This is a genomic window from Pseudonocardia alaniniphila (assembly GCF_022524485.1).
GTDB lineage: Bacteria > Actinomycetota > Actinomycetes > Mycobacteriales > Pseudonocardiaceae > Pseudonocardia > Pseudonocardia alaniniphila.
Genome location: NZ_JAKXMK010000013.1, coordinates 99052 through 124964, shown reverse-complemented (window position 1 = coordinate 124964; position 25913 = coordinate 99052). Strand labels below are relative to the sequence as shown.

The following is a 25913-nucleotide window of genomic DNA, read 5'->3' as shown; positions in this document are numbered from 1 at the left end:
CCACCTCAGCGAGTCGACCGCCCGCGGGCTTGAGTCGTCCAGCCCGGACGGCGAGGACGGCCACGACGTGGTGCAGCCCGTACACCCCGACACGATCGCCCGGCACAGGTGGTCAGCGCGGTCTCTGAGCCCACTCGCCGAGCCGTGGCCCTGACCCGGTGGACGCAGCCCCCGGGGGGATCACGCTGACCGGGGACCGCATCGCGACGGCGCCGCCGGCACGTCCACCCGACGGGCCGGCGGCCCCGCCGGCCGGCACCGGCGGGAACGCCGATGGCGCAGCGGTGCGGGCGGGGCACGGGGCGGAGCGGCGGGCGCCATGACGGGCCGCGGCGTGGAGCCGGCAACGGGCTGCCCCTGCTGACGACCTGCAGGGGTGCGCGCTCCGCGTCGCCGGCACCCGCTGCCACGTCGGCCACGACTGCGATGTCGCCATGGATGTCGGTGCGCCGCACCGCCGCTCCCCGCCGCTCGAGCCCGCCGAGCAGGCCGGGATCGGGGTGCCGGTACCGGTTTCCCGCACCGACGCTCACCAGCACCGTGCGCGGAGCGACGGCGGTGAGGAAGGTGTCCGACGTGTAGCGCGAGCCGTGGTGGGGCAGCTTGAGCACGTCTGCGCGCAGGTCGGCTCCGGACGCCAGCAGATCTGCCTGAGCTGCGAGTTCGACGTCGCCGGTGAGCAACGCGGTGGCCGCCGGCATGGTGGCCCGCAGCACGAGCGAGCCGTCGTTGACCGCCGTGCCGTCGTCGGGATCGACACCGAACGCCGGATGCCGGGGAGCGAGCACGTCCACGGTGAGCCCTGGCCACCGGAGCCGCTGCCCCGCCGTCAGCGCCACCAGAGGTGCGCCGGCCTCTGCTGCCTGGCGTGCCACGGTCCGCAACGCCCAGTGCGGCTCATGGACCGGGCCGACAGCGACCGCCCCTACCGGCCGCCCGCGCAATGCTCCCGCCAGGCCACCGACATGGTCGGCATGCAGATGGCTGAGCACGACCATGGCGATGCCCTCCACGCCGAGCCGGTCGAGGCACGCATCGACCGGTCCGTCACCAGGGCCGGCGTCGACCAGCACCACCCAGCCCGGACGGCCGGTGGCGAGCACCACCGCGTCGCCCTGTCCGACGTCGCACGCCACCACGGCCCAACCGGCAGGCGGCCATCCCGGCGGAACGAGCCGCGTGGGAACGAGCACCAGCCCCAGCCCGACGAGCACCGCGAGCAGCATCGCTCTCCACCGCCGCGACCGGCCGAGCACGAGCAGCACCAGCACCAGTCCGCCGAGCAGGAGGGCGCCCGTGAGCCCGTCCGGCCACGGGAGCACCGCGCCCGGCACGGCCGCTGTTCGGTCGGCGACCTCGACGAGCCATCCCACCGCAGGCCCGGCCAGCCAAGCGCACGCCTGCGCCGGTGCGGAACCGAGCGGAGACAGCACTGCGGCGAGCACGCCGAGCACGGTCGCCGGGGCGACTGCGGGCACGGCGAGCAGGTTGGCGACCACCGCGATCGGACTCACCGCTCCGCTGAGCCCGGCCACCAGGGGCGCCGTGACGAGGAACGCCGCGGCGGGGACCGCGAGCGCCTCCGCCGCCCATGTGGGCACGCCCTTCCGACGCATGGCATCGGTCCAGCCGGGTGCGAGGAGCACCAGAGCGGCGGTGGCCAGCACGGACAGCGCGAACCCGGGGTCGACGGCCAGCGCCGGATCGATCAGCAGCAGCACCAGCACGGCCACTGCCAGCGCCGGGAGCGCGGAGCGGCCCCGGCCGAGCGCCAGCGCGAGCAGTACCACTGCGCCCATCGCCGCCGCTCGCACCACGCTCGGCGACGGCCGGGCGAGCACCACGAACCCTGCGATCGCCGCGGCGCTCAGTGCTGCTGCGAGCCGCGGGTCGGCTCGCAGCAGCCGCAGCAGGGCCAGCACCGCGCCACCGACGATGGCGAGATTCGCCCCGGACACGGCCAGCAGGTGGGTGAGACCCGCGGCCCTGAAGTCGGCCTCCACCTCGGAGGTGAGACCGGCGGTGTCGCCGACCGCCAACCCGGGGAGCAGCCCGGCTGGTGCGGGCGACAGCACGGCGGCGGCGGCCTCGCGAAGGCCGCTGCGCAACCCGCCGGCCGCGTGCTGCCACCACGGCGCAGGCGTGACCTCGTGGGGCGGCCCGCGCACCCGCAACACGGCGATCGTGAGATCCCGGCGCCCGGCGGGGGCCAGCAGGCCCTCGGCAGTGGCGCTCTGCCCCGGCAGCAACCCGGCCCAGCCCTCGGCAGGCGCGATGAGCAGCACCCTCCCGCCCGCGCTCCAGTGGCCCGCATCGACCTGCACCCCGGCCAACACGGACGGGATCAGGACCTGCCCGGCGATGCCCGGGGTGGAACCGTAGGCCTCGGTGCGGATCGGCCGAGGGTCGTCGCGGAGCACCACCCGCAGCGTCGCCGCCGCTCCCCGCTCGGCCGGCTCCGGCAGCGGATGCTGTACGAGGAGCAGGGTGTGCGCGGTGGCCACCACAGCGGCGGCTGCCGCACAGCCCGCGGCGGCCAGCACGGCGGGTGCGCCGCGCCTCGGTCGCAACGCCGGCATCGCGAAGACGGCGAGTATCACCACGGCGGCTGCACCGGTGCCGAGAGCGGCGACGGGCCCGAAGCCGATTCCGATCAGCATGACGGCCCACACCGCCAAGGCAGCGGGCACGAGCCGCAGATCGGGCGGGCGCCGGGGCTCGCCGGGATCGCGGGCGCGCATCAGACCTTGACCAGTTCTCGCAGCTGGGCGAACCGACGCTCGCCGATGCCCTCGATCTCCCGCAGTTGTTCCACGCGGGCGAACCGGCCGTGGCGCGTGCGCCACTCGATGATGCGCTGGGCGGTGACGGGCCCGACTCCCGGCAGGACGTCGAGCTGCTCCACTGTGGCGGCGTTGAGATCCACCCGGCCGGGCGGGACGCCGGGACGCGCCGGGCCGGGCGGCACCGGGCCGCCGGCGCCGGCTGCGGGCACGGCATCCGGGGCAGGCGGGACCCCAACGGCAACCTGCTCGCCGTCGACCACCCGCCGGGCGAGGTTGACCCCGGCCAGGTCGGTGCCCGGGAGCACGCCGCCCGCCGCGTGCAGGACGTCGGCGACCCTGGCACCTGCGGGAACCTCGACGAGCCCCGGCCGCTGGACCCGGCCCGAGACGCTGACGACGAGCGGCACGGACGGCTGCGGTAGGCCCGCACCGGCGGCCGGGGCCGGATCAGCTGGGGCGCCCGGCTCGGCCCCGGCCGGCGGCCCGGCGGCGATCGGCCCGGCAACGATTGGGTCGGCGACCTGCTGACCGGGCGGCTCACCAGCGGCCTCGTCGCTGACCACGGCCAGTCCGGGCGGCGCGCCGACGGGCTCCGCGCGCGGCCGTTCCACCCAGACGCCGATGGCGGCCACGACCGCCGCCGCTGCCGCGATGAGCGCCAACGCGGTGGCTCCTGGCCGACCCGGATCGATCCGCGCGCCCTGCCAGCCGGCGGGCAACAGGCGGCGCAGCGCTCCGCCTGCGCGGCGGTCGTCCGGCGGGGGGTGGGGCTCGACGGGCCCTGCCAACGGGACCGGCATCGTGGGCGGCTCACCGGCCTGGCCCGCGTTCCACGCCCGCCCGGCATCAACCGGCCCGTAGGCCCCGGCCCCCTGGCGCGCTGCCTCGTGCGGAGCGGCGAGCACGGCCGCCAACCGTGCGGGCGGGGAGGGAGGGTCGGGTCGGGCCACGGATCGACGCTAGGTCCGGAATGGCGCCTGGCCCGGGCGACTTCCGAACCTGTGGACAGCCGGCCGGTGATGGGGACAACTCGCCCCCACCACCACCTCGCCTGCTGTGATCTGTCGGGCACACCCGGACGGCGGGCATCACGCCCGAAACGTCATCAGGATCGGGTACCGCTAGTAGTTGTTGCCGATGTTGTTGAACGTGTTGCCATTGGCGATACGGTCGAAACTGATCAGACCGCCGGACGGCGGAGTAGGCGGCGGTGCATCCGAAATCTCGACCGTCGTCTCGTCGTACGAGGCCCCGCAGTTGTCGTTTCCGTTGTAGGCGGCCGTGATGTCGTGGGTGCCAGTAGTGACGAACGACGTCGCCAGCTCTGCATTCCCTTCGGCGTCGACCGGCGCGGTGGCCAGCAGATTCGGACCGTCGAAGAACGTCACGCCGAGCCCGCCCTCGGGCGATCCTGGGCAGGTGACCGTTGCCGTCAGGACGACCCGCTCCCCGACGGCCGCCGCCGCGGGCGATGCCCCCGCTACCGTTGACGACTGTGCAGGCTGAGCCGAGGCTTGCGGCGCGAACGCCAGCAATGCGGAAATCGCCATGAACGCCAACGCGATGCGGCGGCGCCTCCACCCGTGGCCGGATCTGGTGCTCATACTTGCCATGCACAAGTAACGAAGGCTTCAAAACCGGGGAATCAATGTTCACCCGGCAGAGGTGTTTCACTCGACCACCGGGGTTCAGCCGGCAGATTCGAATACCGCCCGTAGGGGCGACCGCGACCGAGGCCGGGTTGCATCATCCGATCTGGGTGCGCGCAACCATGCCGGTGGCCCGCCCAACGCGATCACCGATCGCCCTTCGGTACCACGACCACCCCGAGCAACCCCAGCCCGACGTGTGCCCCGATCACCGCGCCCACCTCCGACACGAGCAGCCGTGTCGCCTGGGGCAGCCGTTCGCGCAACAGCGCGGCCACCTCCTCCGCGCGGGCGGCTGCGCCGAGGTGATGCACCGCAAGGTCCACCGGCCCGTCGCCCGCGGCCCGCACCGCGAGCTCCACGAGCCGCTGGACCGCGCGCGCGGTGGTCCGCACCTTCTCCAGCGGAACGATGCGGCCCTGCGCCACGTGCAGCAAGGGCTTGACCGCAAGGGCCGTGCCGACGAGTGCCGCCGCGGGCCCGATCCGTCCACCACGGCGCAGCCGATCGAGGGTGTCGACGGAGAAGAAGACGCGGCACCGGTCCGCGACGTCGGTTGCCGCCTCCTCCACGACCTCGATGTCGCCGCCGGTGTCCGCCGCGTCCGCGGCGGCCAGCACTGCAAAACCGAGTCCCATGGCAGCCGCCCGGGAGTCGACGATCCGGATGCGCCGTCGGCACACCTGCTCCGCTGCCAGCCGCGCCGCGTCCCACGTGCCGGAGAGCTCCCGGGACAGATGTACCGACACTATTCCGTCCGCACCGGCGGCGAGGGCTCCGCTGTAGCAGTCCGCGAAGTCGGCGGGGGCCGGCCGGGAGGTCTGCACGTCGAGGTGCCGGTCGGCGAGTGCGGCGGACAGCTCCGCGGTGTCGATGTCGGTACCCTCCCGCCCCACGCGCTGCCCCAGCCGGACCTCCAGCGGCACCACCCGGATCCCGCGTTCCTCCGCAACTCCCGGAGGCAGGTACGCGGTGGAGTCGGTCACGACAGCGACGGGCACGACGACGAACTTTATGGTCACGCTCGCGCGCGGCCCAGCGTGGGACGCAGCGCGTCGGCGCAGGCCGCGCCGACCGCCGCGTGCGCCTGCCATCCCCAGTGCATCCCGTCGGGGTTGCCGTGCCCACCGAGGACGTGCTCGCCGACCAGGGCCGCCAGGTCCACGAGCGCCACCCCGCGCTCGCGCGCCCACCCGCGGGTGGCGCGCTCGGCCGCGGCCCGACCGGCGTGCACCGCCCCGTAGGCCGCGGCACGGTGCACCGACGGCAGCATCGCGACGACGGGGATCCCGGGCCGGATCGTGAGCACAGCCTGCCGGCATCGCTCCAGGTGGCGGACGGTCAACCGCGGCGGGAGCGCGACCGGCCCGCCGCCGGGGACCGTCGCGGCGAACGCCCGGGCAAGACCGGGCTGGGCCGTGCGGTACCCGGCCCGCACCGCCCGGCGCAGCCCGTCGGGGCGCAGCACCGGGATCAACTCGCGCAACGCGGTGGGCAGCGGCGACGGCAGGCTGTCCATCCCGCCGACGGCCAGCACGAGCGCGTCGACCCTCGGCATGACCGCCCACACGCGGGGGTCGTTGATGAGCGCGTGCCAGGCGTGGCGGGCCGTCCATCCGATCCCGGCGACGAGCTCCGCGCGACCACCGAGCGCGGTCGCCGCGACGTTGGGCCACAGCCTGGGCTCATCGGCGGGCTCGGCGCGTTGCGGGCCGTGGAAGGTGAGCGAGTCGCCGAGTATCAGGAGGAGCGGGCCGGTCATTCCTGACTGTCGGGACCGGTCACTACGTGCCGACGTTGTAACCGGCGAGCCGCCAGCGTGGGTGGTCGGCGCGGCGGGCCAGCACGGCCCAGTGGCAGTTGCCGATCCCCCCGATTGCGGGCCATGACGACGTCGGCAATGCCAGCAGCCCGCTGACCAGGCCTCCGATCAGGCCTCCGTGCGCGACGAGCACCACGGTGCCGTCCGGCGCCGAGGCGTACTCCTCGTCCAGCTCGTCGACCACGGGCTGCGCGCGGCGAACCACGTCGATCCGCGACTCGCCTCCGGGCGGGCGCCACGCGGGATCGGAGCGCCAGGCGGCGATGGCGCCTGGCCAGCCCTCCTCGATCTCCGGCACCGTGCGGCCCTGCCACTCACCGAGGTGCGTCTCACGTAGCCGGGAGTCGAACTTGACGGGCAGGCCGCACGCGGCGCCGACGACGTCGGCGGTGTCCACAGCCCGCCGCAGGTCCGAGCTGATGAGGCGATCCGGGGCGATGCGGGCGATCTCCGGGGCGACGGCGGCGGCTTGGGCCACTCCCGTCTCGGTGAGCATCGAGTCGATGTGGCCCTGCATCCGGCCTTCGACGTTGTAGTCCGTCTGGCCGTGCCGCAACAGGACCAGTCGCCGCAGGCTCACCCGATGCCGTCCCCGTCGAGGTTGCCCGGCCCGGAACCGTCCGCGCCGACCTCGGCTTCGGGGAACGCGATGCGCGGGCAGTCCTTCCAGAGCCGGTCGAGCCCGTAGAACCCGCGCTCCTCGCTGTGCTGCACGTGGACCACGACGTCGACGAAGTCCAGCAGCACCCAGCGCCCTTCGCGGGTGCCCTCGCGGCGGGTGGGTTTCGCCCCGTGCTCGCGGAGCTTCTCCTCGACCTCGTCGACGATGGCCTGCACCTGCCGTTCGTTGGGCGCGGAGGCGATCACGAAGCAGTCGGTGATCACCAGCTGGTCGGACACGTCGAGCACGACGATGTCCTGCGCCTTCTTGTCGGCTGCAGCGGCTACCGCCACACGGGCCATGTCGAGCGCCTCGTCGGTCGCCGTCACCGTTCCCCTCTCCCGGCGGACCTCGGCCCACCTCGTCACGCACATTGTCCCAGCCGCCGCGGCGACGCGAGGAGTCGGCTACCTCGGCCGGCACCACCGAGGTTTGAATTCCGCCATCGAACGGGTACCGGCATGATCAATGGGTGTGGGGACGAGGGCAGCCGGGGGGCCGATGGGGCAGGAATCGACGGTGCGAGAGCCGACGATGGCCGAGCTCGACGAGGTCGCCGAAGCGGCGGCCCGCGACGTCGCGCGCCTGCTCGATCGCCGCGGCCTCAAGGACATCGTCGCCCTGGCCAAACGCGTCCTGTGCGACACGCAGTGGCGACCGAACACCATTGCGGTACCTCACGGAGGTGACTCCTGACGGACCATCTGTACGCTGCGCCAACATGAACGGCTTCCTGGGCGGGATGCCGCCGGCCGAGCAGCTGATGACACTCAACCGTGACGACCGGGACGGCTGCCTGGTGCTCATGGTCCAGGGGGAAGTGGACCTGAGCACCGGTGGCCGGCTGCTCGAGGCGGGCAGCGAGGCCCTCCAGCAGGCGGCGGGACGGCCTGTGGTGCTCGACCTCTCCGGCGTCGACTTCCTGTCGTCGTCCGGCATGGGGCTCCTCGTCGCGCTGCACGACGAGGGCCGCGCGACACGTACCCCGCTGCGGGTGGTCGTCGACGAGACGCGATCGGTGATCAGGCCCATCAGAACGATGGGGCTGGACGAGGTGCTCTCGCTGTTCGGCTCCCTCGACGAGGCCATCACGGCCTGATCGGCGCACGGGCGATGGTGTACTCCGAGGACCTCGACGCCGTGATCTCCATGGTGCTCATGGCTGATCCGGTGTCGCTGTCGGTCGTACGCCAGCGGTTTCGTCGATGGCTGGGCAATCTGCGATGGCCCGACGAGGAGATCGACGATGTGGTGATGGCCGTCAACGAGGCGGTGTCGAACGCCATCGAGCAGATCCACCCGTCGGAGATCGGCGCGGAGGTGCGCGTCGCGGCCCGTCAGTACGCCGAGCCCGACGGCGGCAGGCGCGTGCTCGTCGCCGTGGCGGGCGGCAAGCTGTGGCGCCCCGAGCCTGCGGGTTTCCGCGGGCAGGGCCTGTTGATGATCCACTCGTGCATGGACGACGTCGGGGTGAGCCGCGAACACGACGGCATCACGATGATGATGACGAGCGCGAAGGTGCCCCCGCTGCCCCGCGAGGCGTAGCCCCCGGAACCGCACACCCCACGGACCGCGCCGCGAGGTGTGCGGTGGGAGATCGTTCTCAGAGGCGGCCGTACTTGTTGTAGACGTCGATCACCGGAACGCCCGACTGGACCTCCTCGCGGACCTTGTCCTCGATGTCCTTGGCCTCCTCGGACTTCGCCAGCACCTCGTCCAGCGCGTCCTTCGGGATCACCAGCACGCCGTCCTCGTCCCCGAAGATCCAGTCGCCGGGGTCGACCCGAACCTGACTGCTGATCGTGCCGGTCATCGAGATCGGCACCTCGAGATCGTGGATCCGGGAGCGGCGCAGCGACTCGATCGGAGACGTGTACCGCGCGAAGACGGACAGTCCGTCGATCTCACGCACCAGCCGACCGTCACGGATGCCGCCGTCGATGACGACGCCCGTGGCTCCACGGGCTCGGCTCGCGTTGCTCATCAGCTCGCCCCAGATGCCGCTCTGGCGCTCGCCCGCTGCAGCGACCACGACGACGCAGCCGTCGTACATCTGTGTGAAGACGCCGAAGTCGGCCAGCTTCGTGTTCGGCGGCATCTCGGCGCGCTCCCGCATGTCGGGGCCGGCCGCCACGGTGTAGGCGGGGCCTGCCACCTGCATCGAGCGGTCCAGCGGCGCGATGGCGAGGTCGAGGCACTGATGGGGCAGGCCCATCTCGTCCATGATGTCGTAGACGACAGCCGAGTACAGCGCCTTCAACCGCTTCGCGGTCTGCGCCACCCAGGCGGGATCGGGACGTGCGGTTCCGTTCGTCATGTCGTGCGTTCCCCCTCTTACTCGAAGATCCCGTAGCCGGGTACGGCGTGCGCGCGGACGCCGTCCATGTCGAGCTCGACGCCGATGCCAGGGCTGTCGGGGAGGGTGATGTACCCGTCCTTGACGATCGAGCCGCTGCCGTCGGGCGCCGTGACGTAGCTGTCCCAGACCTCGCGCTCCTCGAGCGCGTGCCATTCCTGCACCAGGAAGTTGGGGATCGCGCCGCACTGGTGGGCCGTGGCCATGGTGCCGAGCGGCGTGGAGACGAGGTGCGGCGCGAACGGCACGTAGTGCATCTCGGCGAGGTTGGCGATCTTCTTGGCCTCGGCCAGGCCGCCGCACTTCGGCACGTCGGGCTCGATCACGTCGACCGCTCCGCGTTCGAGCAGCTCACGGAATCCCCAACGCAGGTAGAGGTTCTCGCCTGCGCAGATCGGCGTGCGGGTCTGGGCGCGTACCCGGACGAGCGCGTCGATGTTCTCGGCCGGGATCGGCTCCTCCAGCCACATCAGGTGGAACGGCTCCAGCTCCCAGGCGATCCGGCAGGCGCTCGGCACGTCGTAACGGGCGTGCAGGTCGATGGCCAGGTCGACGTCCGGACCGATCGCCTCCCGGACGGCCGCCACCCGCTCCACCATCGAGCGCAGCTCTGCGGCGCCCACGGTGTGGTTGAACTCGTCGAACTTCGCCGGGTGCTGTAGGTCGTCGATGTCGAACTTGATCGCGGTGAAGCCTTCCTCGACCATCCGCTGGGCCCGGTCGACGCAGCCGGACACCGAACCGTCGGGGTCGTCGCCGTCGCCGCAGTCGGCGTAGAGCCGGATCCGGTCACGGAACTTGCCGCCCAACAGCCGGTACACGGGCTGGCCCGCGGCCTTGCCCGCGATGTCCCAGAGCGCCAGCTCGATGCCGCTCAGGGCGATCACGAACACGCCTGCCTGCGGACCGGCGAAGACCTTCCTGCGCCGGAGCTTCTCCCAGCACCGCTCGACGTTGCGCGGGTCCTCTCCGATCAGCAGGCCCTTCAGAAAGTTGATCATTCCGACGACGCCTCCGGCACCGGCGTCGGGATTGGCCTCGCCGAAACCGCTGATGCCCTCGTCGGTGTCGATCCGCACCAGCGTCGCCTCGCCGTGATAGCGGACGACGGCCGTCGTGACGTTGACGATCCTCATGTGTCTCCTTCCGGCCCACTGGCCCGGTGACGGGATTCCTGCAGGTCAGGCGATCAGCTGGCCGTCGGACACGGTGATCTCGATGCCGACGGCGCGCTGCGCGCGATCGGATGCCAGGAAGCCCACACCGTGGCGACGTCGAAACGTTCGCTCTCGGACCGCTTTGCGCAGCGACCAGTCGTGGTCTTCGAATTCGGACGGAGGATCGGAACTTGTCCTATAAGCTGCTGACATGGCTAGGAGACAAGAGCTCGCGGACGTTGTCAAGGTCCGCACGCTCCCGGTGCAGGTGGCCGCCCACCTGACGCGCCGGATCGTCAACGGGGAGTTCGAGGAGGAGCGCGCCCCGTCGGAGCTCGACATCTCGCAGGAGTTCGGGGTCTCCCGCGTGGTCGCGCGCGAGACGCTCAAGATCCTCGCGTCGCTCGACATCGTGGAGATCGCGCAGGGCCGTCGCGTCGTCGTCCGGCCGCAAGCCGAGTGGGATTACCTGAATCCGCTCCTGGCCGAGTGGCTGCCGGAGGAGCACGTCGTCGAGCTGCTGCAGGAGCTGCATCAGATGCGCCTGCTGCTCGAACCCGAGCTTGCCGCGATGGCTGCGGTGAACATCAGCGAGGAGGCACTCGCCGGGCTCCGGGAGGAGCTCGACCGGATGGCGAGCCTCGAAGACGAGCCGGACGACTACCTCGAGGTCGACCACGAGTTCCACATGGCGATCTGTCGCGCGGCCGACAACCGGATCCTCGACCGGATCATGTACTCGGCCCGCTGGCTCGGCACCGCGAGCCGCCGGGTGACGAACGAGGTGCCCGGCGGCCTGCACCGCGCCACCGATGCCCACAGCCGGATCTTCGCGGCGCTCATGGCGAGGGATCCGGACGCCGCACGCGAGGCGATGCGATCACACCTGCAACGGAACATCCCGATCCTCGCGGAGAAGGAGCAGAAGACGAAGGCCCGGACGGCGAAGCGGTAGGAGACGACGACTCGACCGCAAGGCCGCGGCGAGTCCCCTTTCGATGCCCCGGCGTCGGGGCGGAGGGACGGGTGCGAGTTGGGAGCGAGCGAGGCAGGGCCGATCCGGCTCGGGCTGATCGGCACCGGGCTGGCCGTCGAGAAGCTGCACTGGCCGGCGCTGCGCCGGCTCCCCGACCGATTCGTCGTCACGGCGTTCGCGGACCGGTCGGCCGCTCAGGGCGAGCGCTTCTCGTCCTACAGCGGCGTCGACATGGCCGGCTTCACTCCCGATCACCACCGGCTGCTCGCCCGTGACGACGTGGACGCGGTGCTGATCTCGGTGCCGATCCCCTCCCTGTACGAGGTGGCGGAACACTCGCTCGCCGCCGGCAAGGACGTTCTCTGCGAGAAGCCGACCGGCACCGACGAGGAGCAGGCGCAGGCGTTCCTGGCACTGGAGGACCGGCATCCGGACCGCACGATCCTGATCGGGGAGAACTACTTCTACCGCGACGACATCCGCCACGCGCGTGCCCTGCTGGACGACGGCGCGATCGGCAAGCTACACCTGATGGCCTGGCGCCGCGCCGGGCATCTCGTGCCCCGGGAAGGCTCGTTCACCAGCACGCCCTGGCGGCACCGGCCGCAGTATCGGGGCGGTGTGTACCTGGATGCGGGTGTGCACGACATCGCCCAGATCCGGATGCTCTGCGGTGAGATCACCCGGGTCCACGCCGCCGTCCAGTGGGTCAACAGCACGATCGACTCGCCATCGGACCTGACGTTGAACCTGGCCTTCGCGGGCGGCGCCATCGGCAACTACACGTCGACGTACTCGGAGATCGCCGTTCCCGAGGAGCCGAACGACATGCGGCTCTACGGGACGGAGGGCGTGCTCGTTTTGTCCGGCCCGGAGGCGGAGCGGCGGGTGACGCTGAGCCGTCCGGACGGGACGTCGCAGACCGACGTGTTCCGCGGGATCGACAACGGCTACTACGCGGAGCTCTGCAATTTCTCCGATGCCGTGCGGCACGGCGAGCCGGTGGTGGGCACCGTCGGGCAGAGCGTCGCGAACATGCTGGTGGTCCTGCGGGCGCTGGATTCGGCCGAGCAGCACGCGGTCATGCCGCTCGACGAGCTGCGCGGGACCGGAGGGGTCCCGCTGTGGCGTCCGCGCAGCGCATCGGGGCTGTTCGACGGCCTGCCCGGTGATCGCTCACGAAACACGGACATTTCGGCCGGTATCGATCACCCGCTGATCTCCACCGTTGACAGTCCCTGATCACCCTCCTACTGTGATCCGCGTCGCATTACGCGATACGTCGTTCCGCTACATGAAACCCAATATGGCACAGCGCTCTCTCCGGCAAGGGGGCCGGAGATCGCTGCGCTCCGCGCCGGCCCGGTGTCCGTTTCTCGGGGAAAGCGCGGTGGGCCCTGCATGCGGGCCCGTTCCTGGCACGCCCGGGGAGGTGCAGCGCCTCCCGGCCCCCGTCGGTTGCACCGTCGCCCCGTCGGCACGCGTCCCCTTCGGCAGGACGCGGGAGGAGTGGTCATGGCCCAGCGTTCGGAATGGTCCCGGAGGAAGTTCCTCGGAACGAGCGCACTGGGAATCCTGAGTCTCACCGCATGCGGCGGCCAGCCCGCTGCCCCGCAGGTGCAGGTCCAGGTCCCGCAGGAGGTGATCGACGCGGCGGCCCAGTTCCGCGGCGGCTCGATGGGATCGCTCTCCCAGAAGCTCTACTCCGAGGCCGCCAACGCGGCCTTCGACCGGTCGCTCCAGGCGTTCGCGCAGGCCACCGGCACCACGATCCAGAACGACCTGGTGCAGGGCGACTCCGGCGACATGGTCGCCAAGATGGACGCCGAGGTGAAGGCGGGCAACGCCCGTGACCTGGCGTTCATGAGCGACTCCCGGTTCGTCGGCCAGCTCCAGAACCTCGGCGACCTCACCGACCTCACCGACGTGGTGGAGGAGATGCGCGGGCTCTACGGCGAGCCGGCCACCGAGGCGACGAACTACTGCGTTTTCGACGGGCGCTGGTACGCAATCCCGTACCACTTCATCGCGTCCGGGATGTACCTGCGCAAGGACTGGTACCAGGAGAAGGGAATCGAGCTCAAGCCCACGTACTCGTGGGAGGAGCTGCGGGACAACGCGCTGGAGGTGTCCGATCCGGCGAAGCGGCGCTTCGGGTGGGGCCTCACGGTGAACCGCTCCGGCGACGCCAACGGGTTCATCGAGAACGTCATCAACACCTACGGCGGGGCGATCGCGGACAACACCGGGCAGAAGGTGGTGTTCAACTCGCCGGAGACCGTCGAGGCCGTCTCGTTCATGGGCGACATCTACACGAACCCGAAGTACGAACCGATGCGCCCGCCCGGGATCGAGAGCTGGACCGATTCCAGCAACAACGAGAACTGGCTCGCCGGCATCCTCGGGCTGACCCTCAACCAGTACAGCGTCTACGCCGACTCGAAGACCAAGGGCAACCCGGTCTACGCGAACACCCATCCGTTCAACGGCGCCTTCGGCCCGGCGATCGACAAGCCGCTCGCGTACGGCCAGTCGAACTCCTTCGTCGTGTTCAAGGGGGCGAAGAACCCCGACCTCGCCAAGCAGGTGGCGAAGTACATGGTCAGCGGTTCCGCCCTGCTCGGCGTCGCGAAGGAGGCGCCCTGCCTGGTGAACCCGTCATGGGACAAGGTGTGGGACTCCGACCCGTACTACACCAGCGGTGACCCGGCTTTCGGCGCGATCCGCGAGCAGACCCGGGCGCCGCTCCCGCTGACCACATCGACCGGCTACTCGTTCCCGCAGCCCCCGAGCCCCGGTCAGCAGGCAGTGGTCGCGGCCTACCTGCTGACCGACATGATGCAGGCGGTCATCCAGGGCACCCGCCCGGCCGACGCGGTGGCGACGGCCCACGAGCGCATGGTCCAGATCTTCGAGCAGCAGGGCTATCGGCAGTGACCGTCCTGCGCCCGCGGCCCGCACCCGTCCGCCCGGCGTCTCGTACGTCGTCCTCGCTCACCAGCACGCAGCGGGTGCTCGGGCGCGACTGGCGGCTGGCCGCAGTGTTCATCGGACCAACCCTGATCCTCATCGCCGGGCTGATCCTGTTCCCGATCGTCAGCTCGATCTTCACCAGCACCACCGAGCGGCACGGCGCCGAGTCCGTCTTCGTCGGCCTGGACAACTACACCGCCCTGGTCGACGACCCGGTGTTCCACAAGGGCGTGCTCAACTCGTTCGTGTTCACGGCGTACGCCGAGATCTTCAAGGTCACCCTCGGCCTCATCGCGGCGCTGATGCTGCACCACATGCGCCGCGGCAAGGCCATCGTCGCCGGGGTGATCCTGCTGCCGTGGGTGGTCCCGACGGTCGTCACGGCCTTCACGTGGCGGTCGCTGTTCGACCCGATCTTCGGCAGCGTCAACGTCCTGCTCACCGACTCCGGCATCGGCCCGGTGCTCGCGGCGATCGGGCTCGTCGACAGCTGGCCCGCGGGGTGGCTGTCCGATCCGGAGCTCGCGATGCCCGCGGTGATCCTGGTGAACGTCTGGAAGGGCATCCCGTTCTTCGCGGTGACCTTCCTCGCCGGGCTCAAGGCGATCGACAGCGGCCTCCACGAGGCGGCGATGGTGGACGGGGCGACGCCGTGGCAGCGGTTCGTGCACGTGACGTTGCCGGGACTGCGCCACGTCATGATCGTGACGGTCTTGCTGTCGTCCATCTGGACGTTCAACAACTTCGATCTCATCTGGCTCATGACCCAGGGCGGACCCGGCGATGCCACCGCCCCGTACGTGATGGTGGCCTACTCCAAGGCCATCCAGCAGTTGCAGCTGGGCGCCGGTGCCGCCGTGACCCTGGTGATGGTGCCGATCGTCGGCATCCTGGTGCTGATCCTCGTGCGGATGATGCGCCGCAGTGACCTGCCCGGCACCGGTGACCTCGGGCGCAGCCGGCTCAGCCCGGCCCAGCGCAGGGCGATGCCGTGGGTGATCGTCGCCGTCGCCACCGTGGTGCTCGCCTGGGTCTCCCCGCACATCATCTGGAAGGCCGCGCTCGTGCTCGGCGTGTGCGTGCTGCTCGCCGCCGCCGTCGGACGGATCGTCTCCACGCTCGCCGCCCGCGGTAACCGGGCAGCATCCCGGCTGGTCAACGGCGTCGGCTCGGGTGTCGCGCTCGTCGCACTGCTGGCGTTCGTGCTCGCCCCGCTCTACTGGATGACGGTCACGGCGTTCAAGTCCGACGACCAGATCGTCATGCGCACCAACGATCTGTGGCCCACTCCGTGGAGCACCGAGCAGTTCACCAACCTGTTCACGGGCCGGGAGTTCGGCACCTGGTACATCAACACGATCCTGGTGTCGGTGGCCTCCACAGTGATCGCGCTGGTCTGCGCCGCGCTCGCGGGCTACGCGCTGGCGCGGCTGAAGTTCCGGGGGTCAGAGAGCTTCACGGTGACGATCCTGCTCACCTACGTGATGCCGGGCGCGCTGCTGTTCATCCCCCTCTACCAGCTGATGAGCGGCATCCAGCTGAACGACTCGCTCTGGGCGCTGGTGATCACGTATCCGACGTTCACGCTGCCGTTCGCGACGTGGCTGCTCGTCGGCTACTTCAAGTCGATCCCGGCCGATCTGGAGGAGGCTGCGCTCGTCGACGGCTGCACGCGATTCGGGGCGTTCGTGCGGATCGTGCTGCCGCTGGCGAAGCCCGGGCTGCTGGCCGTCGCGCTGTTCACGCTCACCAACGCGTGGAACGAGTTCCTCTTCGCGTTCGTGTTCATCACGCGCAACGACTACATGACACTGCCGGTCGGGATGCAGTCGATGATCTTCGGCGACGTCGTGCCGCAGGGCCAGCTCGCCGCGGCATCGCTGCTGATCAGCATCCCGGTGGTGCTCATGTACGCCTTCGGGCAGCGGTTCCTCACCGAGGGTCTGACCGCGGGCGCGGTCAAGGGATGAGTTCTGGGCTGGACGAGGCGGCGACGCCGCGACGGGGGCGGTCCAGCCCGGCGGGAACCTCGGTGGAGAAGGCGATGCGGATCCTCGAGGCGCTCGCCGTCGAGGACGGGCCGCACCGGCTGATGGACGTGGCGGAGCGGGCGGGTGTCCCCCGCTCCACCGCGTACCGCGTGCTCGCCACGCTCGGCGCGGAGGGCTTCGCCCAGAACTGCGGTGACGGGCGCTACGGGATCGGCACCCGACTCGGCGGGCTCGGGGCACGGATCGTCCGGATGCTGTCGGCAGGGGTCGGGCCGACGCTGCAGGAGCTGCAGCGGGGCGCGGGCGGCAACACCGTCCACCTGGCTGTCCGGGTCGGCGACCACGCCGTCTACCTGCACAAGGTCGACAGCGACAAGCCCTACGAGATGCGTTCGCGAGTGGGCAACCAACTGCGCCTGCACTGCACGGCGATCGGGAAGGCGATCCTCGCCCACCTCCCGCGGCCCGAGGTGGAGGCGATCGTCATGTCGGCCGGGATGGAGTCCCGCACCCCGTCCACGATCACCGACGTGGCCGCGCTGCACGCGGAGCTCGCCCTCGTGCGCGAGCGCGGTTACGCCATGGACGACGAGGAGAACGAGCCGACGGTGCGGTGCATCGGTGCCGTCGTGCTCGACCGCGCCGGCAGGCCGCGCGGCGGTGTCAGCGTCTCCACGGTCACCTTCGTGGTGGAGCGCGCAGAGCTGCTCGGCTACGTCCCGCTGCTGCAGGCCACCGCCCGGCGGGTGGCCGGCCTGATCTGACCCGTACGACCCGACGAGAGAGAAGGCGAAGAGGACGTGCGCATCCAACCCGGCAAGGACGACCTCGAAGAGCTCACGGCGGCCTGGACAGGTGAGCGCTTCGGCTCCGGCCGGCCCCGAGTGCCCGACGAGGTGCTGGACAGCCTGCGCCTCGCCACCACCGAGGAGGCGTGGGGGTTCCTGTTCAAGGCCGGATACGTGCGGCAGTTCGCGGGCGAGTGGCGCGAGACCCACCCCGGCACCGTGATCGTCGGACGGGCCGTCACGGCGCAGTTCCTGCCGCACCGACCCGACCTCGACGCGGTGGTGGTGGAGGCCGGGAGACGGGAAGGGCATCTGGAGGGCGACCGGCAGAACTCCTGGGTGATCGAGACGCTGGAGAGCGGCGACATCATGGTCGTCGACATCTTCGGCAAGATCGTCGAGGGCACCGTGGTGGGCGACAACCTCGGCACCGCCGTGGCCACCCGCACCGGCGTCGGCGCCGTGATCGATGGAGGCATCCGCGACCTGCAGGGGCTGCAGCAGCTCGAGGGCGGGGTCAACATCTTCCACCGGGCCGTCGACCCCACGCCGATCCGCGGTGTCACGCTCGCCGGGATCAACATCCCGATCCGCATCGGGGGCATCACCGTGCTGCCGGGGGACGTCGTGCTCGGCACGCCTACGGGCGTGGCGGTGATCCCCGCGCACCTCGCGGCGGACGTGGCCGCGGCGAGCGAGGACACCCGCGTGCGGGACGTGTTCGGCAAGCAGCGCCTGTCGGAACGGCGCTGGACGAGCGCGCAGATCGACGTCGCCACGTGGAGCGAGGAGATCGAGGCGGACTTCCAGCAGTGGCGCGCGGCTCGCGCCGGAGAGGAGCGCTGAGGTGACCACCACGAGCAGCGACGCGTCCGTCGTCACCGAGGAGCACGTCAGCACGGCCTCGCGGCCGAGCGCGTTGCGCATCACCGACCTGCGGGTGGCCAACCTGCACGAAGTGCCGTTCCGGTCGTCGATCATCAGGATCGACACGAACCAGGGCCTCGTGGGCTACGGCGAGGTGCGCGACCAGGCGAGCGCCACCTACGCACTGATGCTCAAGAGCCGCCTCGTCGGCGAGAACCCGTGCAACGTCGACAAGATCTTCCGCAAGATCAAACAGTTCGGCTTCCACGCTCGGCAGGGCGGCGGCGTGTCCGGCGTCGAGATGGCTCTGATGGACCTCGCGGGCAAGGCCTACGGTGTGCCCGCGTACGCGCTGGTCGGAGGGCAGTTCCGGGACTCGATCCGCTGCTACGCCGACACCCCGTCGGTGCCCGACCCGCACGAGATGGGGCAGCGGCTGCTGGAGCGCAAGCAGCGCGGGTTCACGATGCTCAAGATGGACCTCGGCGTGAACCTGCTCTGGGACGTTCCGGGCACGGTGATCGCGCCACCGGAGGCCCGCGAGACCACCACGGTGATGCACCCCTTCTCCGGTATCCAGGTCACGGCCAAGGGCGTGGAGCACCTGGCGAGCTACGTGGAGACCGTGCGCGGGATCATCGGGTACGACGTCGCGCTCGCCACCGACCACTTCGGACATATCGCGCTCGACTCCTGCATCCGGATCGGACGCGCGCTGGAGCCGTTCACGCTGGCGTGGATCGAGGACCTGATCCCCTGGCAGTTCACCGACCAGTGGCGCCAGCTCACCGAGGCCGTCGCGGTGCCGACGTGTACCGGCGAGGACATCTACCTCACCGAGGGGTTCAAGCCGCTGCTCGACGCGGGCGCGGTGCGGGTGATCCACCCGGACCCCGCCACGTCCGGCGGCATCACCGAGACCAAGAGGCTCGGCGACTACGCGCAGGAACGCGGTGTCGCGATGGCCCTGCACCTTGCGGCGTCGCCGATCGCGACGATGGCGTGCGTGCACCTCGCGGCGGCCACGGAGAACTTCCTCGCGCTGGAGCACCACGCCGCCGACGTGCCGTTCTGGAGCGATCTCGTCACCGATCTGCCCCGCCCGCTCATCCAGGACGGCCACATCGCCGTGCCGGACACGCCCGGGCTCGGGTTCGGCGACATCAACGAGGAGCTGTTCATGGCGCAGCTCGACCCGCGCGACCCCGTGTTCTTCGCCGAGTCGGCGCAGTGGGACGGCGAGTCGAGCCACGACCGGCTCTGGAGCTGAGCGGTGCGGATAGCGGTCACCGGCGCGGCGGGCAGGCTCGGTCGCTATGTCGTCGCCCGGGCGCTCAAGGCAGGCCACGGCGTGCTCGCCGTGGATCTGCCTGCCGCGGTCCCGGCGACGACCACCGACGTCGAGTGGCGAGCGGCGGACCTCACCGAGCTCGACGAGGTGCGGGCCGCGCTCTCCGGCACGGACGCCGTGGTCCACCTGGGCGCGCTCACCAGCCCCCGCTACCCGGAGCCCGAGGTGTACCGGACGAACGTCGGTGGCACGTACAACGTGCTGGTGGCGGCCGAGGAACACGGGTTGCGCGCCGTCTGCGTGGCGTCGAGCGTCAACGCGATCGGCGGGATCTACAGCGCCGATCCGCGTTATGACTACTTCCCCGTCGACGAGGAGCACCCTTCGTACTGCGAGGACTCCTACAGCCTCTCGAAATGGCTGGTCGAGCAGCAGATGGCGGCGTTCGCGCGACGACGGCCGCACGTGCCGTTCTCCGCGTTGCGGCTGCACGCACTGCGCGAGGACATCACGGCCGCGCGGGCGGCGGGCGACAACGACGACCAGCACGAACGGCTCCACCTGTGGGGCTGGACGTCGTTCGACTCGGCGGCCGCGGCCTGCCTGCTGGCCCTGCACCGCCCGGCACCCGGCCACGGCGTCTACAACATCGTCGGGACGCGCACCGCCAGCACCACGGCGTCCGAGGAGCTGGCCCGGCGCTGGTACCCGCAGGTGCCGCTGCGTGCCCCGCTCCCGGGCGACGCGGGCTTCTACTCCACCGCGAAGGCACTCGCGGAGCTCGGATGGGACGCCCGCGACGAGCACCCCGCGGTGTCGGCCGGTGAGCAGTCACCGCCCTCGGACTGAGGTGGTCGCTACCTCGTTCGCTCCGCTGCCGCAAGGCCGTCGGCGATGAACCGGCGGGCGTGCACCGCCAGGTCCATCCCGTCGGACCACATGTTGCGCCAGACCGCGAGACGGTCCGAGAGATCGGCGGAGACCACCGCCCGGGAGAACGACTCGAACGTGACCGGCCCGGCGTAGCCCGCCGCCGCGAGCGCGGCGAAGAACGCCGGGAAGTCGATCGTGCCGGTGCCGAGATACCCGCGGTGCGACTCGCCGATGTGGACATATCCGAGCCGGTCCCCCGCCTCCACGACCGGAGCGGTGAAGTCCCGCTCCTCGATATTGGCGTGGTAGACGTCCAGGTGCACCACGACGTTGGGCTCGCCGACGTCGGTGATCACGGCGAGGGCATCGGCCACCGTGTTGATCGCGTTCGACTCGTACCGGTTCACCGGCTCCAGCCCGACCGTCACACCGTGGTCGGCCGCGGCGCGGGCGAGACGGCGCAGGCCCGCGATCATGTTGTCGCGGCCGCGGGGGTCGAGCGGATGGCCGTACTTGGCCAGCGCCGAGTAGACGGCGCCACCGAGGTAGTCGCCTCCGACGCCGGTCACCACGGCCAGCGCGTCCGCGAGCTTCGCCTCGCCGCGGGCCACCACCTCCGGGTCGGGCGAGGAGATGTCGGCGTCGAGGTCGAGCCCCAGCGAGCACACGGCACGCAGACCGTGGTCGGCGAGCACCGACTTCGTGTGGCTCGGATCGATGGTGGCCGGGTCGAGCGCCGGGATCTCGATCAGGTCGTACCCGGCCTCCCTGGTGTTGCGCACGGCGTGCTCGCACTCGGCGTGGGACCACCCACCGGCCCAGACGAGCGCGTGGATGCCGAGCGGGTTCATGGGACCTCCGGGGCGTGCGACGTTCACGAGAGCCGGCCGTACCGGCGCAGGGCCAGCGTGTTGAGCAGGGCGGACAGCACGAGCACGAGCCCCAGCGCGAGCAGCTGGTAGCGGCTGCCGTCCGAGCCCTCGAAGGCGAGCAGCATCCCGGCGTTGAGCCACGTGACGAGCAGCGCCGCCACGAGAACGCCGCCGATACGCCCGATCCCGCCCTGGATGGCGACGCCGCCGAGCACGGCGATCGTGATCGCGGGAAGCGCCATCCCGTTGCCGACGGTGCCCGCGTCCGGCCGTGCCGAGGCGAACTGCGCCACCGTCACCAGCGCGACCACGCCCGAGAGCAGGCCGGAGACGACGTACGCGGTGAACCGGGTGCGCGTCACGGGCTGCGCCGCGTACCCGGCGGCGACGTCGTTGGTGCCCACGGCGTAGAGCGACCGGCCGTAGGTCGATCGGGCGAGCACCACCCACGCCAGCACGACGCACGGCAGCAGGATCGTGAACACGTGCAACGGGACGGGCGGGAGCAGCGGCAGCTCCACGTTCCGGGTGAGGTCGTGCAGCGCCACGATCGGCGGCGTGGAGATCGGGGCGTTCGCGTTGGCGACGAGGGCGAGCGAGCTGTAGGCGTAGTAGGTGGCCAGGGTCGCGATGAGGGCCGGGAACCGCAGGTAGGCCACGAGCGTGCCGTTGACCGCGCCGAGCAGGGCCCCCACGACGAGGCAGCCGACGATCGACGGCAGCAGCGGCCAACCCCACTCGCCGACCATCAACCCGAACACCATCCCGGCGAGCGACACGATCGCGCCGACGGAGAGGTCGATGCCACCCCGGCCGGAGACGATCACGAAGAGCTCGGCGAGCGCAAGCAGGGCGAACGGCACCATCGACTCGAGCGCATTGCCGAGGTAACGCAGGTCGTAGGGCGCGACGAGGTAGCCACCGCTACCCAGCAGCCGGAACCACACGACCACCACGACGAGCAGCACCGCGAGCAGCACGACCCGCTCGGTGAGCGCCACCCGCAGCACCCGCTGCGCGATGCTCTCGCCGTGTCCGACGGCCGGCGCCGGTGGGGTGCGGGTGTCGGTCATGTGGCACTCCTGCGCCGCTCGCGCAGCAGGTCGACACCGACCGCCACGAGGATGAACAGCCCGATGAAGAGCTGGGTCAGCTCGGTCGGCCAGGTCAGCAGCGTGACGGCGCTGGTGACGGTGCCGACGAGCAGCGCGCCCAGCAGCGTCCCGAGAACGGTGCCGCGCCCGCCGATGATGCTGGTGCCGCCGATGACCACAGCGGCGATGACCCGCAGTTCCAGGCCGGTGCCGACGTTCTGCTGCACGAGCCCGCCGCTGCCGATGAGCACGCAGGCCGCCAGGCCCACGCACGCACCGGTGAGGACGTAGGCGCTGATCTGCCGCCTCCGCACACGCACGCCGGCCAGCCGCGCGGCGAACGCGTCACCGCCCACCGCGTAGAGATGGCGTCCGGTGGCCCAGAACCGCATGTAGCACCACATCCCGGCGGCCAGCACGACCGTGAGCCACCACGCCGCGGGCACCCCGAGCAGCCGTCCCTCGGCACCGCCCCCGATCGGGCCGAACGTGCCGGGCACCCCCGCGACCTGCTCGTTCCCGAAGATCTGCAGGGCGACGAACCGGTAGATGTTCAGCGTGCCGAACGTGACGATGATCGGGTGGATCCCGCCGTAGGCCACGAGCAGCCCGTTGACGGCCCCCAGCGCCAGCCCGGTGACGACGGCGACCGCAAGCGCCGGCAGGAACGGCAGCCCCGCATCCCTGACGAGCAGGGCGATCACGACCATCACCACCGCGGCCTGGCTGCCCACGGAGACGTCGATGCCGGCCGTGACGATCACCGCGGTCATGCCGATGCCGATCAGCGCGATCGGCGCGACCGTGAAGAGGATGTTCTGCACGTTGCCCGCGGTGAGGAACGTCTCGGTGGTCAGCGCGAGAACGAGCCACAGCAGCCCGGTCACGCCGAGGAGCGCGAGCTCCTGCCCCTCGATGGCGCGCACGCGCGGCCGCCTGCGGGCGACCGGCACAGCCGTGGTTGTGGCCGTCACGTGTGTGCCTCCTCGTCGGCACCCAGCGGGGCCGCGGCCTCGCCGTTGTCGCCCGCCGCGGCCGCCAGCACCTCGGCCTGGCTCGCGCCGCGCCCGAACTCGCGCACCACCCGGCCCCGCCGCACGACGAGGACGCGGTTGGCGAGTTCCAGCACCTCCGGCAGGTCCGTCGAGATGACGAGAACCGCGCTGCCCCCGTCGGCGAGCTCCAGCACCAGCCGGTGGATCTCCTCCTTCGCCCCCACGTCCACGCCCTGGGTCGGCTCCTCGAGCACGAGCACGCGGGGCGCGCGGACGAGCTGGCGCGCGAGCACGACCTTCTGCTGGTTGCCACCGGACAGCGCCGCGACGGCCGTGGTGATGCCGGGGGCCTTGATCGCGATGCGGGACAGGAAGCCCTGGGCGAGGCTGCGCTCGCGGGCGCGGTCGAACCAGAACCCGAACCGGGCGAGGTAGCGCAGGTGGGCGCTGGAGATGTTGAAGGCGATCGACTTGTCGGCGAACACGCCCTGCTGCTTGCGGTTGCCCGGGAGCATCGCGACGCCCGCAGCCGCCGCGTCCCGCGGGTTGTGCACCCGCACGGGACGGCCGTCGACCCGCACCGTGCCGCTGTCGGCGGGCGTGATGCCGTAGAGCGCCCTCGCGATCGCGTCGGTGCCCGAGCCGACCAGTCCGTAGAGCGCCACCACCTCGGCCGGCCGCACCTGCAGGTCCAGCGCCTCGAACGCGCCTGCCAGGCCGAGGCCTGCGACGTCCAGAACCGGCTCACCGGCGGGTGCCGGCCGGTCCGCGGTGGTCGCACCCAACTCGTGCCCGACCATCAGCTCCGCGACCTGGCGGACGGACAGCTCCGCCGTGGGCCGCGTGGCCACCAGCTCGCCGTCGCGCAGCACGGTGACGCGGTCGCTGATGTGCGCCAGCTCGTCGAGCCGGTGGCTGATGTAGACGATCCCGACGCCCGCCGCGCGCAGGCTGCGGACCACGCCGAAGAGCACCTCGATCTCGCGGTCGGTGAGGATCGCCGAGGGCTCGTCCAGGATGAGCACCTTCGCGGAGTGGGCGAAAGCCTTGGCGATCGAGACGAGCTGTTGCTCGGCCACCGGCAGGTCGGCGACCCGGACGTCGCCGATTCCCGGGTCCAGCCCGATCTGTGCCAGCAGCTCGGCGACCCGTGTGCGCTGAGCGGCCCAGTCGATCCGCCCGCCCGTGCGCAGCTCGCGGCCGAGGAACACGTTCTCGGCGACGGTGAGCTCGCCGAACAGGTGCGGCTCCTGGTAGACGGTGGCGATCCCCGCCTCCATCGCCGCTTGCGTGCTGCCGCCGGCGAGCGGCTCGCCGCCGACCTCGACGGTGCCCTCGTCGGCCACCTCGGCGCCGGACACGATCTTGATCAGGGTGGATTTGCCCGCGCCGTTCTCGCCGACGAGAGCGTGCACCTCACCCGCCCGGACCTCGAAGTCCACTCCGCGCAGAGCCCGCACCCCGCCGTAGTGCTTCCGGACGTCCTGCAACCGGAGCAGGATGGGCTGCTCGGCCAACGGCTCGGCCATCGGGTCAGTAGTTGTACTGGTCGACGTTGTCCTTGGTGATCTGCAACGGGTTGCCCAGCAGGAGCGACTTGTCGCTCTCGGTCCACTGCACCGCGGTCAGCGAGTCGTTGACCTTGTTGGTGGCCTGGAACGGCGTGCCCGACGCGAGCTGCTTGCCCGCCCACGCGGTGAGGTAGCCGAGCTGCTCGACGTCCCACAGGATCGCCGCGGAGGACGAGCCGTTCTCGAGGTACTGCTTCATCGACTGCGGCGTGCCGAGACCGACCGTGAAGACCTGCCCGACCTTGCCCGCCTCCGTCACGGCCTTGGCGACGCCCGGTGCGGACGCCGTGCACTCCCCGACGAGACCGGTGAGGTCCGGGTGGGCGTTCATCAGGTCCTTCGCCATCGCCACCGACTGCGCCTCGTCCTCACCCGCGTAGACGACGTCGACGATCTGCGCGCCGGGGTACTTCTCCGCGGTCACCCTGCGCTGCACCTCGATCCACGAGTTGAGGTTCGCGGCGGTCTGGCCGCAGGAGACGATCGCGTACTTGCCGGAGCCGCCCATCGCCGTCATCAGCGAGTCGGTGAGCGCGGTGCCGACGCCCTCCGCGGTGGCCTGGTTGACGAACGCCTCACGCACGGAGCCCGGGGCGTCGGTGTCACTGGTCATCACGTGGATGCCGGCGTCCTTGGCCTCCTGCAGCACCGGAGCCATCGAGTCCGGGTCGTTCGGTGCGACCACCAGGACGTCCACGCGCTGCTGGATCAGCGAGTTCACGATGTCGGTCTGCGCGCCCGGATCGGCGGTGGTGCCGCCGCGGTAGATCCACTCGATGCCGAGGTCCTCGGCCGCCTGCCGGCCACCGGTGTTCATCGCCTCGAAGTACGGGATGCCCTGCAGCTTGGGCACGAACGCCACGGTGACCCGGTCCTCGCCGCCTCCCCCGCCCGCCGCGGCGTCCGGGTTCTTCTGGGTGCATCCGGCGAGAGCAACGATCCCCGCCAGTGCCACGGCCAGGGCTGTCGCCAGTGAGCGCCTACCGCCCGTGATCGTTCGCATCATCGCTCCCGCTCCCTCTCCACGGCCGCCGGAGCGGACCGCGGTTCGTGTCGCTCGGACGGCCCGCCGCATGCGCTTGGACGAGGCCGGCTGGGCAGGCGAGGTTGTGCCATCGAACGTGCATCCGCGCTGCCCGCCACTGGACCCCCTAGGAAGGGTGACCCCGATCACCCCGCGCCGGACACTAG

General features: G+C 71.2%; 25 protein-coding genes. 11 read left to right on the top strand and 14 right to left on the bottom strand.

Going from position 1 to position 25913, the window contains the following annotated elements:
* Nucleotides 1-5 precede the first annotated feature (5 nt).
* The 7 genes from MMF94_RS17035 to rsfS all read right to left on the bottom strand — a co-directional run bounded on the left by MMF94_RS17035 (nt 6) and on the right by rsfS (nt 7247).
* A complete protein-coding gene (locus tag MMF94_RS17035) occupies nt 6-2741 on the bottom strand; it encodes a ComEC/Rec2 family competence protein (RefSeq protein WP_241037753.1) in 2736 nt (911 codons plus the stop codon).
* On the bottom strand, nt 2741-3736 hold the full coding sequence (locus MMF94_RS17030) for a ComEA family DNA-binding protein (protein WP_241037751.1): 996 nt from the start codon (nt 3734-3736) through the stop codon (nt 2741-2743). Before MMF94_RS17030 ends, MMF94_RS17035 begins: the two co-directional genes overlap by 1 nt.
* Nucleotides 3737-3907: 171 nt before the next feature.
* On the bottom strand, nt 3908-4336 hold the full coding sequence (locus MMF94_RS17025) for an Ig-like domain-containing protein (protein ID WP_241037748.1): 429 nt from the start codon (nt 4334-4336) through the stop codon (nt 3908-3910).
* A 245-nt stretch (nt 4337-4581) separates the two neighbouring features.
* Entirely contained in the window at nt 4582-5436 is an 855-nt protein-coding gene (locus tag MMF94_RS17020) for a DegV family protein (protein WP_241037746.1), read from the bottom strand.
* A gap of 17 nt (nt 5437-5453) precedes the next feature.
* Nucleotides 5454-6197, bottom strand: a complete 744-nt coding sequence (octT, locus tag MMF94_RS17015) for a diglucosylglycerate octanoyltransferase (protein WP_241037744.1) — start codon at nt 6195-6197, stop codon at nt 5454-5456.
* Between the two features lie 22 nt (nt 6198-6219).
* On the bottom strand, nt 6220-6837 hold the full coding sequence (locus MMF94_RS17010; RefSeq protein ID WP_241037742.1) for a histidine phosphatase family protein: 618 nt from the start codon (nt 6835-6837) through the stop codon (nt 6220-6222).
* The gene (gene rsfS, locus MMF94_RS17005) at nt 6834-7247 is read right to left on the bottom strand and encodes a ribosome silencing factor (protein ID WP_241037740.1); all 414 of its coding nucleotides are present in this window, start codon (nt 7245-7247) and stop codon (nt 6834-6836) included. The genes MMF94_RS17010 and rsfS overlap by 4 nt, the downstream gene beginning before the upstream one ends.
* Nucleotides 7248-7452: 205 nt before the next feature.
* On the opposite strand from rsfS, the gene MMF94_RS17000 reads away from it, so the two are divergent.
* The 3 genes from MMF94_RS17000 to MMF94_RS16990 are packed head-to-tail and all read left to right on the top strand — an operon-like array spanning nt 7453 to nt 8463.
* Nucleotides 7453-7614, top strand: coding sequence for a hypothetical protein (locus tag MMF94_RS17000; RefSeq protein ID WP_241037738.1), 162 nt, complete (start codon nt 7453-7455; stop codon nt 7612-7614).
* Between the two features lie 25 nt (nt 7615-7639).
* A complete protein-coding gene (locus MMF94_RS16995) occupies nt 7640-8017 on the top strand; it encodes an STAS domain-containing protein (RefSeq protein WP_241037736.1) in 378 nt (125 codons plus the stop codon).
* 14 nt (nt 8018-8031) lie between these two features.
* A complete protein-coding gene (locus MMF94_RS16990) occupies nt 8032-8463 on the top strand; it encodes an ATP-binding protein (protein ID WP_241037733.1) in 432 nt (143 codons plus the stop codon).
* 58 nt (nt 8464-8521) lie between these two features.
* Here the strand turns inward: MMF94_RS16990 and MMF94_RS16985 are convergent, their stop codons facing one another.
* Together MMF94_RS16985 and MMF94_RS16980 are read right to left on the bottom strand one after the other, a co-directional pair.
* Nucleotides 8522-9235 (bottom strand): RraA family protein, encoded by a 714-nt coding sequence (locus MMF94_RS16985; protein ID WP_241037730.1) that lies wholly within the window; start codon nt 9233-9235, stop codon nt 8522-8524.
* Nucleotides 9236-9252: 17 nt separating this feature from the next.
* Nucleotides 9253-10410 carry a mandelate racemase/muconate lactonizing enzyme family protein gene (locus MMF94_RS16980; protein ID WP_241037728.1) on the bottom strand — a complete coding sequence of 386 codons (1158 nt, stop codon included), beginning with the start codon at nt 10408-10410 and terminating at the stop codon, nt 9253-9255.
* 232 nt (nt 10411-10642) lie between these two features.
* Here MMF94_RS16980 and MMF94_RS16975 point away from each other — a divergent pair, with 232 nt between their 5' ends.
* The 8 genes from MMF94_RS16975 (at nt 10643) to MMF94_RS16940 (ending at nt 20166) form a co-directional block, all read left to right on the top strand.
* Complete coding sequence (locus MMF94_RS16975) at nt 10643-11386, top strand: FadR/GntR family transcriptional regulator (protein WP_241037726.1); 744 nt, start codon at nt 10643-10645, stop codon at nt 11384-11386.
* A gap of 78 nt (nt 11387-11464) precedes the next feature.
* Entirely contained in the window at nt 11465-12649 is a 1185-nt protein-coding gene (locus tag MMF94_RS16970; protein WP_241037723.1) for a Gfo/Idh/MocA family protein, read from the top strand.
* A 273-nt stretch (nt 12650-12922) separates the two neighbouring features.
* Nucleotides 12923-14344 (top strand): extracellular solute-binding protein, encoded by a 1422-nt coding sequence (locus tag MMF94_RS16965; protein ID WP_241037721.1) that lies wholly within the window; start codon nt 12923-12925, stop codon nt 14342-14344.
* Nucleotides 14341-16350, top strand: a complete 2010-nt coding sequence (locus tag MMF94_RS16960) for an ABC transporter permease (protein WP_241037720.1) — start codon at nt 14341-14343, stop codon at nt 16348-16350. The genes MMF94_RS16965 and MMF94_RS16960 overlap by 4 nt, the downstream gene beginning before the upstream one ends.
* The gene (locus MMF94_RS16955; protein ID WP_241037719.1) at nt 16347-17135 is read left to right on the top strand and encodes an IclR family transcriptional regulator; all 789 of its coding nucleotides are present in this window, start codon (nt 16347-16349) and stop codon (nt 17133-17135) included. The genes MMF94_RS16960 and MMF94_RS16955 overlap by 4 nt, the downstream gene beginning before the upstream one ends.
* A 36-nt stretch (nt 17136-17171) precedes the next feature.
* The gene (locus MMF94_RS16950) at nt 17172-18005 is read left to right on the top strand and encodes an RraA family protein (protein ID WP_241037718.1); all 834 of its coding nucleotides are present in this window, start codon (nt 17172-17174) and stop codon (nt 18003-18005) included.
* A gap of 1 nt (nt 18006) precedes the next feature.
* The gene (locus tag MMF94_RS16945; protein ID WP_241037716.1) at nt 18007-19296 is read left to right on the top strand and encodes a mandelate racemase/muconate lactonizing enzyme family protein; all 1290 of its coding nucleotides are present in this window, start codon (nt 18007-18009) and stop codon (nt 19294-19296) included.
* Between the two features lie 3 nt (nt 19297-19299).
* Complete coding sequence (locus MMF94_RS16940; RefSeq protein WP_241037714.1) at nt 19300-20166, top strand: NAD-dependent epimerase/dehydratase family protein; 867 nt, start codon at nt 19300-19302, stop codon at nt 20164-20166.
* A gap of 8 nt (nt 20167-20174) precedes the next feature.
* Here MMF94_RS16940 and MMF94_RS16935 read toward each other — a convergent pair whose 3' ends face one another.
* The 5 genes from MMF94_RS16935 to MMF94_RS16915 are packed head-to-tail and all read right to left on the bottom strand — an operon-like array spanning nt 20175 to nt 25728.
* On the bottom strand, nt 20175-21041 hold the full coding sequence (locus MMF94_RS16935; RefSeq protein WP_241037713.1) for a sugar phosphate isomerase/epimerase family protein: 867 nt from the start codon (nt 21039-21041) through the stop codon (nt 20175-20177).
* Between the two features lie 23 nt (nt 21042-21064).
* On the bottom strand, nt 21065-22135 hold the full coding sequence (locus MMF94_RS16930; RefSeq protein WP_241037712.1) for an ABC transporter permease: 1071 nt from the start codon (nt 22133-22135) through the stop codon (nt 21065-21067).
* Nucleotides 22132-23130 carry an ABC transporter permease gene (locus tag MMF94_RS16925; protein ID WP_241037711.1) on the bottom strand — a complete coding sequence of 333 codons (999 nt, stop codon included), beginning with the start codon at nt 23128-23130 and terminating at the stop codon, nt 22132-22134. Before MMF94_RS16925 ends, MMF94_RS16930 begins: the two co-directional genes overlap by 4 nt.
* Complete coding sequence (locus MMF94_RS16920; RefSeq protein WP_241037710.1) at nt 23127-24680, bottom strand: sugar ABC transporter ATP-binding protein; 1554 nt, start codon at nt 24678-24680, stop codon at nt 23127-23129. Before MMF94_RS16920 ends, MMF94_RS16925 begins: the two co-directional genes overlap by 4 nt.
* Nucleotides 24681-24684: 4 nt before the next feature.
* Nucleotides 24685-25728, bottom strand: a complete 1044-nt coding sequence (locus MMF94_RS16915) for an autoinducer 2 ABC transporter substrate-binding protein (protein WP_241037708.1) — start codon at nt 25726-25728, stop codon at nt 24685-24687.
* Nucleotides 25729-25913 lie beyond the last annotated feature (185 nt).